This is a genomic window from Salinibacterium sp. (genome assembly GCF_031364185.1).
Taxonomy (GTDB): domain Bacteria; phylum Actinomycetota; class Actinomycetes; order Actinomycetales; family Microbacteriaceae; genus Rhodoglobus.
Genome location: NZ_JANLVV010000285.1, coordinates 1 through 5,945 on the forward strand (window position 1 = coordinate 1; position 5,945 = coordinate 5,945).

Annotated in this window: 5 protein-coding genes and 2 pseudogenes; 3 read left to right on the plus strand and 4 right to left on the minus strand. The window is 62.6% G+C overall.

Annotation, left to right across the window (positions count from 1 at the left end; all coding sequences use genetic code 11):
- The coding region (locus RMN95_RS12390) for an HAD-IC family P-type ATPase (RefSeq protein WP_309617218.1) at positions 1-1,062 on the plus strand (1,062 nt) is incomplete at its 5' end.
- A gap of 137 nt (positions 1,063-1,199) precedes the next feature.
- Positions 1,200-1,532, plus strand: coding sequence for a hypothetical protein (locus RMN95_RS12395; protein ID WP_309617219.1), 333 nt, complete (start codon positions 1,200-1,202; stop codon positions 1,530-1,532).
- 151 nt (positions 1,533-1,683) lie between these two features.
- Here RMN95_RS12395 and RMN95_RS12400 read toward each other — a convergent pair whose 3' ends face one another.
- Positions 1,684-2,100, minus strand: coding sequence for a hypothetical protein (locus RMN95_RS12400; protein ID WP_309617220.1), 417 nt, complete (start codon positions 2,098-2,100; stop codon positions 1,684-1,686).
- Positions 2,101-2,280, minus strand: a pseudogene (locus RMN95_RS12405) (helix-turn-helix domain-containing protein); the annotation flags it as partial.
- On the opposite strand from RMN95_RS12405, the pseudogene RMN95_RS12410 reads away from it, so the two are divergent.
- A pseudogene (locus RMN95_RS12410) lies at positions 2,225-3,157 on the plus strand (SDR family NAD(P)-dependent oxidoreductase); the annotation flags it as partial. The pseudogenes RMN95_RS12405 and RMN95_RS12410 overlap by 56 nt on opposite strands.
- An 18-nt stretch (positions 3,158-3,175) precedes the next feature.
- On the opposite strand, the gene RMN95_RS12415 reads toward RMN95_RS12410, so the two are convergent.
- Both RMN95_RS12415 and RMN95_RS12420 read right to left on the minus strand, forming a co-directional pair.
- Positions 3,176-5,668, minus strand: a complete 2,493-nt coding sequence (locus RMN95_RS12415; RefSeq protein ID WP_309617221.1) for an HAD-IC family P-type ATPase — start codon at positions 5,666-5,668, stop codon at positions 3,176-3,178.
- Positions 5,640-5,945, minus strand: a 306-nt coding sequence (locus tag RMN95_RS12420; RefSeq protein ID WP_309617222.1) for a DUF4342 domain-containing protein, incomplete at its 5' end; no start/stop codon positions are given. The genes RMN95_RS12415 and RMN95_RS12420, both read right to left, overlap by 29 nt.

Genomic DNA, 5,945 nt, shown 5'->3' on the forward strand with positions numbered 1-5,945 from the left:
TCAGACCTCGGCATCCTGTCAGCCGGAACGCTCTCGGGTAACGACATCGACGCTCTGAGCGACGACGACCTAAAGCATTCCGCGGCCTCCGCGACCATCTTCGCCAGAGTCTCACCCGAGCAGAAGGCGCGAATTATCAGACTGCTTCGCCGCACAGGGCGGTCGGTGGCGTTTCTCGGCGACGGCGTCAACGACGCATTGGCGCTTCATCAGGCCGACATCGGGATCTCCGTGGAATCGGCGGCCGACGTCGCCAAAGATGCCGCAGACGTCATCCTTCTAGACAAAGATCTCGGAGTGCTCGCCGACGGTGTGATGGAGGGACGTCGCATCTTCACCAACACCATCAAATACGTGCTCATGGGCACCTCAAGCAATTTCGGCAACATGTTCAGCGCGTCTGTCGCCTCCGTCGTGCTGCCATTCCTGCCGATGCTACCCGGCCAGATTCTGCTGAACAACCTGCTCTACGATGGTGGGCAACTCGCCATACCGGGAGACCGGGTTGACAAGGAACAACTGTTCGCGCCGTCCCACTGGGATATCCGCTACATCCGTCGATTCATGCTGCTGTTCGGCCCCATCAGCTCGCTGTTCGACTTCGCCACGTTCGCCCTCATGCTGCTGGCCTTTCATGCCAGTGAGAGTGAGTTTCAGGCCGGGTGGTTCATCGAATCCATCGCTACCCAAACCCTTATCATCTTCGCCATCCGCACCCGACGGGTGCCTTTCTTTCGCAGTCGGCCCTCTCTCGGGTTGGTGCTCGCCGCCTTCGGAGCGGTTGCGATCGGAGTGTGGCTTCCCTACTCGCCGGTGTCGGGAGTTCTGGGTTTCCAGGCACTGCCTGTGCCGTTCTTTCTCGCTCTCGTGGGGATGATCGTGACCTACCTTGTGCTCATCGAGCTCGCTAAGAAGTGGTTCTTCTCTCGGCCCGCCCAGCAACTGGTCGCGACCACGGAACCCCAGCACGAACGGAAGTACCATCACCACGTGAACCGCCGAGCGTCACGGTTTACTTCGGTGTCGCCGCACCATCGCCGTCGATCCACAAGGAAGATCTGAAGCGAGTGGGTGCGGGTGGCACATCCCCTTTTATTGCTCATGGTGGGACCTTTGGCACTGGGATTCAACCGTGCCAGTGCCGAGAGTGGATGTCAGGGGCTCACCGCCCCCAACGAAGATACATTTTGGGAGACCCCATGACACAGACCACTGAAGCACCCAACACCGCCACCACGACAGGGAACTTCCCCGGCCAGACGCTGGGGATCGTCGGGCTGGTTCTGGCGTTCATCATGAGTCTCGCGGGGATCGTCGTCAGCGCCATCGCGCTGCGGGAATCCAGCGCTGCCGGCTTTAAGAATCCCATCGCCCAGGCAGGGCTGATCACGTCGGTCGTCCTCACCGTCGTGGGAGTCATGGCAGCCATCGTCTCCATCGTCATGGTGGTGGCGATCTGGCAGTCGTGCGGATACATGGGTAGCGGCGTCCACATGATGCAGAACGGTCTATCGCTCGACTGCAATTTCTAGAGTCGGCTATCGAGCCCGTCCAGCGTGAACTGTCGTCGGTCTGTGCGATTCTCGCCCGGCGGGCAGACCTAGGCGCGCGGCGTTGTAGGAGCAAGGTCGGCGTGGCACTGTCGGCCACGTCCACCAGTGCGATCGACGGAGAGGTTCGACGTTAGCCTGCCCCGGCATCGAGTACGGTTCGTGCGCGCGGAAGTGCCTTGCGCAACCGCGCGCCGAGATCGGGACCGGCCGGGTCGGCGATCCACGTGTGTAATGCGCGTCGGAACACGGCAAAGCCGATGGCGGACAGCAGATCTGCCTCGTCGGGTGCATAGCCTCGCGTGATCAACGCTTCCATTACTTGCTGTTGCCAGCGAGCCTGCTTCGAGAGTTCCCGACCGGACAGCGAGACCTGGGAGTCGATGATGCGCTGGCGGTATCCCAGCGATTCCCGTTGCGGTTCGAGTAGAGCTGCCAATGTTGCGAGAGCGCTAGCCATGTCGCGCTCGGCGGTGCGCTCGGCGGAGTCAGAATCTACGATGGACGCGAGAAGCGCGGGGAGCAGATCGTCGTCATCGGCGAAGAGCACCTCCTCTTTATCGGGGAAATAGCGGAAGAACGTTCGAGAGCTCAGTCCTGCTCGGCTGGCGATGTCGTCGACAGTGACAGCGGCGTAGCCATGTTGGGTAAATAGCTCTAAAGCCGCCCCGACGAGCGGGATCGGTGCCGCGATCCTGAACGCTCTTCTCGCGCATCCGGCGCGACCCAGCCTTGTGCTCCTTGCCCGGGATGCGGATGCTCTCGACCGAGCCGTGCTTACCGCGCAAGATCATGGCTTGCGCGCCCACGGCATCCATATCGATCTGGCGGATTTCGTGAGCATTCGCCACGCTTTCACTGTGCTGAAGGAAGCAGCGGATGGAGGCCAGATCGCACCGATCGATGTTGCCATACTCAACGCCGGTGCTCAGTTCACCAATCGCCGAAACGTGAGCGCGCAGGGCTACGAACTAACCTTTGCCGTAAATGTCATCGCCCAGCACCTGATGTTGCATGAACTCGAGCCACTGCTCTCGCCCCGTGCGCATGCGGTCGTGATGGGGTCATCCACTCATCGAGGAAAGCGTGCCTCGTTCAATCTGGTTCCCGACCCCCAGTGGGGTGAGCCTGCGGTGCTGGCCAGCGCCGTGCCGAACCACACCGAGCCAGCTCGCGAGGCCCAGGAGCGAGCGGAGGGCGGTGTCGCCTATGCCACAAGCAAGCTCGCCCTCGTGACTCTGGCGCATGACTGGGCGGCTCGTTGGGGTCAGTCCGGCTACCGAGTGAACATCTACGATCCCGGGCTCGTGCCGGGCACCGGTTTGGGCAGAGACCTACCCGCGCACATGAACTGGGTCTGGAAGAACCTGATGCCCGCCATGCGAGTGCTACCTGGAGCTAGCACGCCCACGATCAGCGCGCGGCATGCAGTCGAACTAGCGATGGCGGACCGGCATCCCGACATGAACGACGGCTACGTCGAAATAGGGGAGATCACGAATGCCGAGCCAATCACGTTCGACGCCGAGCGACGCCGAGCTCTCTGGGACTGGCTCGAGGTGGCTGTTGCCGGAACTACTTTTCGTGATATCTGGTCAGGAAAGTGATCGTTGTATCGATCGTTCTCAGCGTGCCTGCTCAGGATGACGCGACCGCCCGGTCGCGGCGAGTCGGCGGCGATGAACGCAGGCGAGCATCTCGATCGCGATGGCGCCACTCACGACGCACACCGCCGACGCCGCCAGCAGTGGCAGAGGCGGAGTATCCAGGCCAAGAAAGCTTGTCGAAATCGGGACGGTAAACACCAGAGCCACACCAACGTACGCCGACCCGATGATCAACAGCCGACGGAGGCTGAGTGGTCGTGATGCGACCACCAAGATCCAGAGCGCGATCAACGCGAGGGTGATTAGAGACGCAGTTCGGCGGCTGTCGGCCGTAGCGTCATCGGCGATCTCGGCATAGACATGAAGCGAGGCGATGGCGGTCGCGACGATGATTCCCGCCGGAATGGCGAACGAGAGGGATCGTTTCAGGAAACCGGGACGATACCGGCGGCCGTTCGACATGAGGGCGAGGAAGAATGCCGGAATTCCTATTGTCAATCCGTCGATCACTGACAGTTGCCGCGGGAGGAACGGGAAGCCCCACAGCAGGGCGCCGAATACGACGGAGAGCACGACCGCATAGGAGGTCTTCGCGAGGTAGAGCATGGAGACGCGCTCGATGTTGGCGATGGCTCGGCGCCCCTCGGCAACAACGCTCGGCAGCCGATCGAAACGATCATCGAGCAGCACCAGCCTGGATACGGACTTTGTCGCCTGCGTCGCCGAATTCATCGCGATCCCGATATCGGCAACCTTGAGGGCCAGGATGTCGTTGACCCCGTCGCCCGTCATCGCGACCACGTGGCCCCGGGCTTGCAGCGCCAGAATCATCTGGCGCTTCTGCGCTGGCGTGACCCGACCGAATACCGTCCTGGCCTCCAACACCACACCCAGTTCCTCGAGGTTTTCGGGTAAGTCCGTGGCGTTGAAGCCCTCTATCGGGCCCATGCCGACCTGCTCCGCGACACCCGCGACAGTCTGTGGATCGTCCCCGGAGATGATGCGGATCTGAACTCCCTGATCATGGAAGTAGCGCAGGGTCTGCCGGGCATCCGGCCGCACCTGTTCCCTGAACGTCAGGAGGGCGACGGGGCGAATCCCCCGTGGCAGTGCAACCTCGCCGAGCGCTTCCACGGCGAGCGGGGTAGTCGCGAAGGCGATGACCAGTGTTCGTTTGCCCTCCGCTGCGAGGCAGGCCGCACGGGCCAGCGTTTCCGTCTCGGTCACACCGAGCACGAACTCGGGAGCGCCCAGTATCCAGGTGCCCACGGCGTCGCTCGATGCGCCGAAGCTCACGGCGCTCCATTTCCGATGTGACGAGAACGGGACAGCCGAGATGGGCTTCAGCTCCTTACCTTCGGCGAAAGCGGTGGTGAGGCAGCGCGCGGTGGCGTTCGCGTTCGGCTCAAAACCGAACCAGCCGAGAGCCTTCTTCCACCCCGCAGGCAGCCGCTCACTGACAGTGTGGACATCATCAAATGCGATCGTGCCATCGGTGAGGGTCCCCGTCTTGTCCAGGCACAACATGTCGATGCGGGCCAGCCCCTCCACTGCGGCCAATTCCCTCACAAGCACCTGCTGCCGCGACAGCCGCACTCCCGCCACCGCGAAGGCGACGCTGGTGAGCAAAACGAGTCCGAGCGGAACCATCGCGATGACTGCCGCGACAGCGCCCACAGCCCCCGTGCGCCAACTGCCCGTGCTGATGGCGGTCTCCCAGCCCCCGAGCGCCTGCATCTGACCATTAACGACGATCAGCATGACGGGCAAGAGCGCCCAGGATATCCAGCGCAGGATGCGGTTCAGCCCGATGCGGATCTCGGATCTCACGAGTGAAAACCGTTTCGCCTCAACGGTCAGTCGGCTCACGAACGAGCCGTCGCCGACGCGGGTAACCCTCGCCCGCCCATGACCCGACACGACGCTGGAGCCAGCGAGAATCTCGGAACCGGCGGCCTTTTCGACCGGATCAGACTCCCCGGTGAGAAGGGACTCGTCGAGTTCGAGACCTTCAGAGTCGAGCGCGTGGGCGTCTGCGCTCACCTGGTCGCCGGCGCGCAATAAGAGAATGTCATCCATCACGACATCAGCAACCGGGATATCCGTCACCCTTCCATCGCGCAGCACGCGGGCCTTCGGCGAGTTCAGTACGGCGAGACTGTCGAGCAACCTCTTGGCCCGGTACTCCTGCACGACCCCGATCACCGAGTTGCCCACGGCGGCGAAACCGAACAGGGCATCCTGCCACTGGCCGAGCACAAGAAGCAGCGCGAAGCTCCCGGCGACGATGCCGTTGAAGAGGGTGAGGACGTTGTCGCGAAGGATGCTCCATCCCGAGCGGCTTGACACGGTCGACGGGGTGTTTGTCAATCCGCTGGCCACCCGCTCGGCGACGGCGTCGCGCGACAGCCCGACCAGCGGAACACCAGGTGCGCTGGGCGTCAGTTGACGATCCTGTTGCACCGGATTCAACGGTCGATCGTTATTTCTGCTCGGTGGTGTGCGTGTCACCGGCGCCGGCCTTCGGACCGGATCGATAGACCTCGATGTTCCAATCGCTCGCGAGAGCGGCGAGAGCTGCGACAGCGAGCAGGACCGGCGCAACGATCGCGGCAACAACGCCGGCATTTACGGGGATTTCCATCACGGTGTGACCAGAGCTGTCTTTGACGACGATCCGTTGCACATTTCCTTCGTGCAAAAGTTCCTTGATTTTTACCAGCAGCGCCTCACCCTGCACCCGGACCTTCTCAGCGAACGGCTCGTCAGGTGGGGTCGTGCCGGAAGT

What these genes read in the sequence shown, in the direction of transcription:
- RMN95_RS12395 (WP_309617219.1), top strand. Translation starts at nt 1,200, where the DNA reads ATGACACAGACCACTGAAGCACCCAACACCGCCACCACGACAGGGAAC.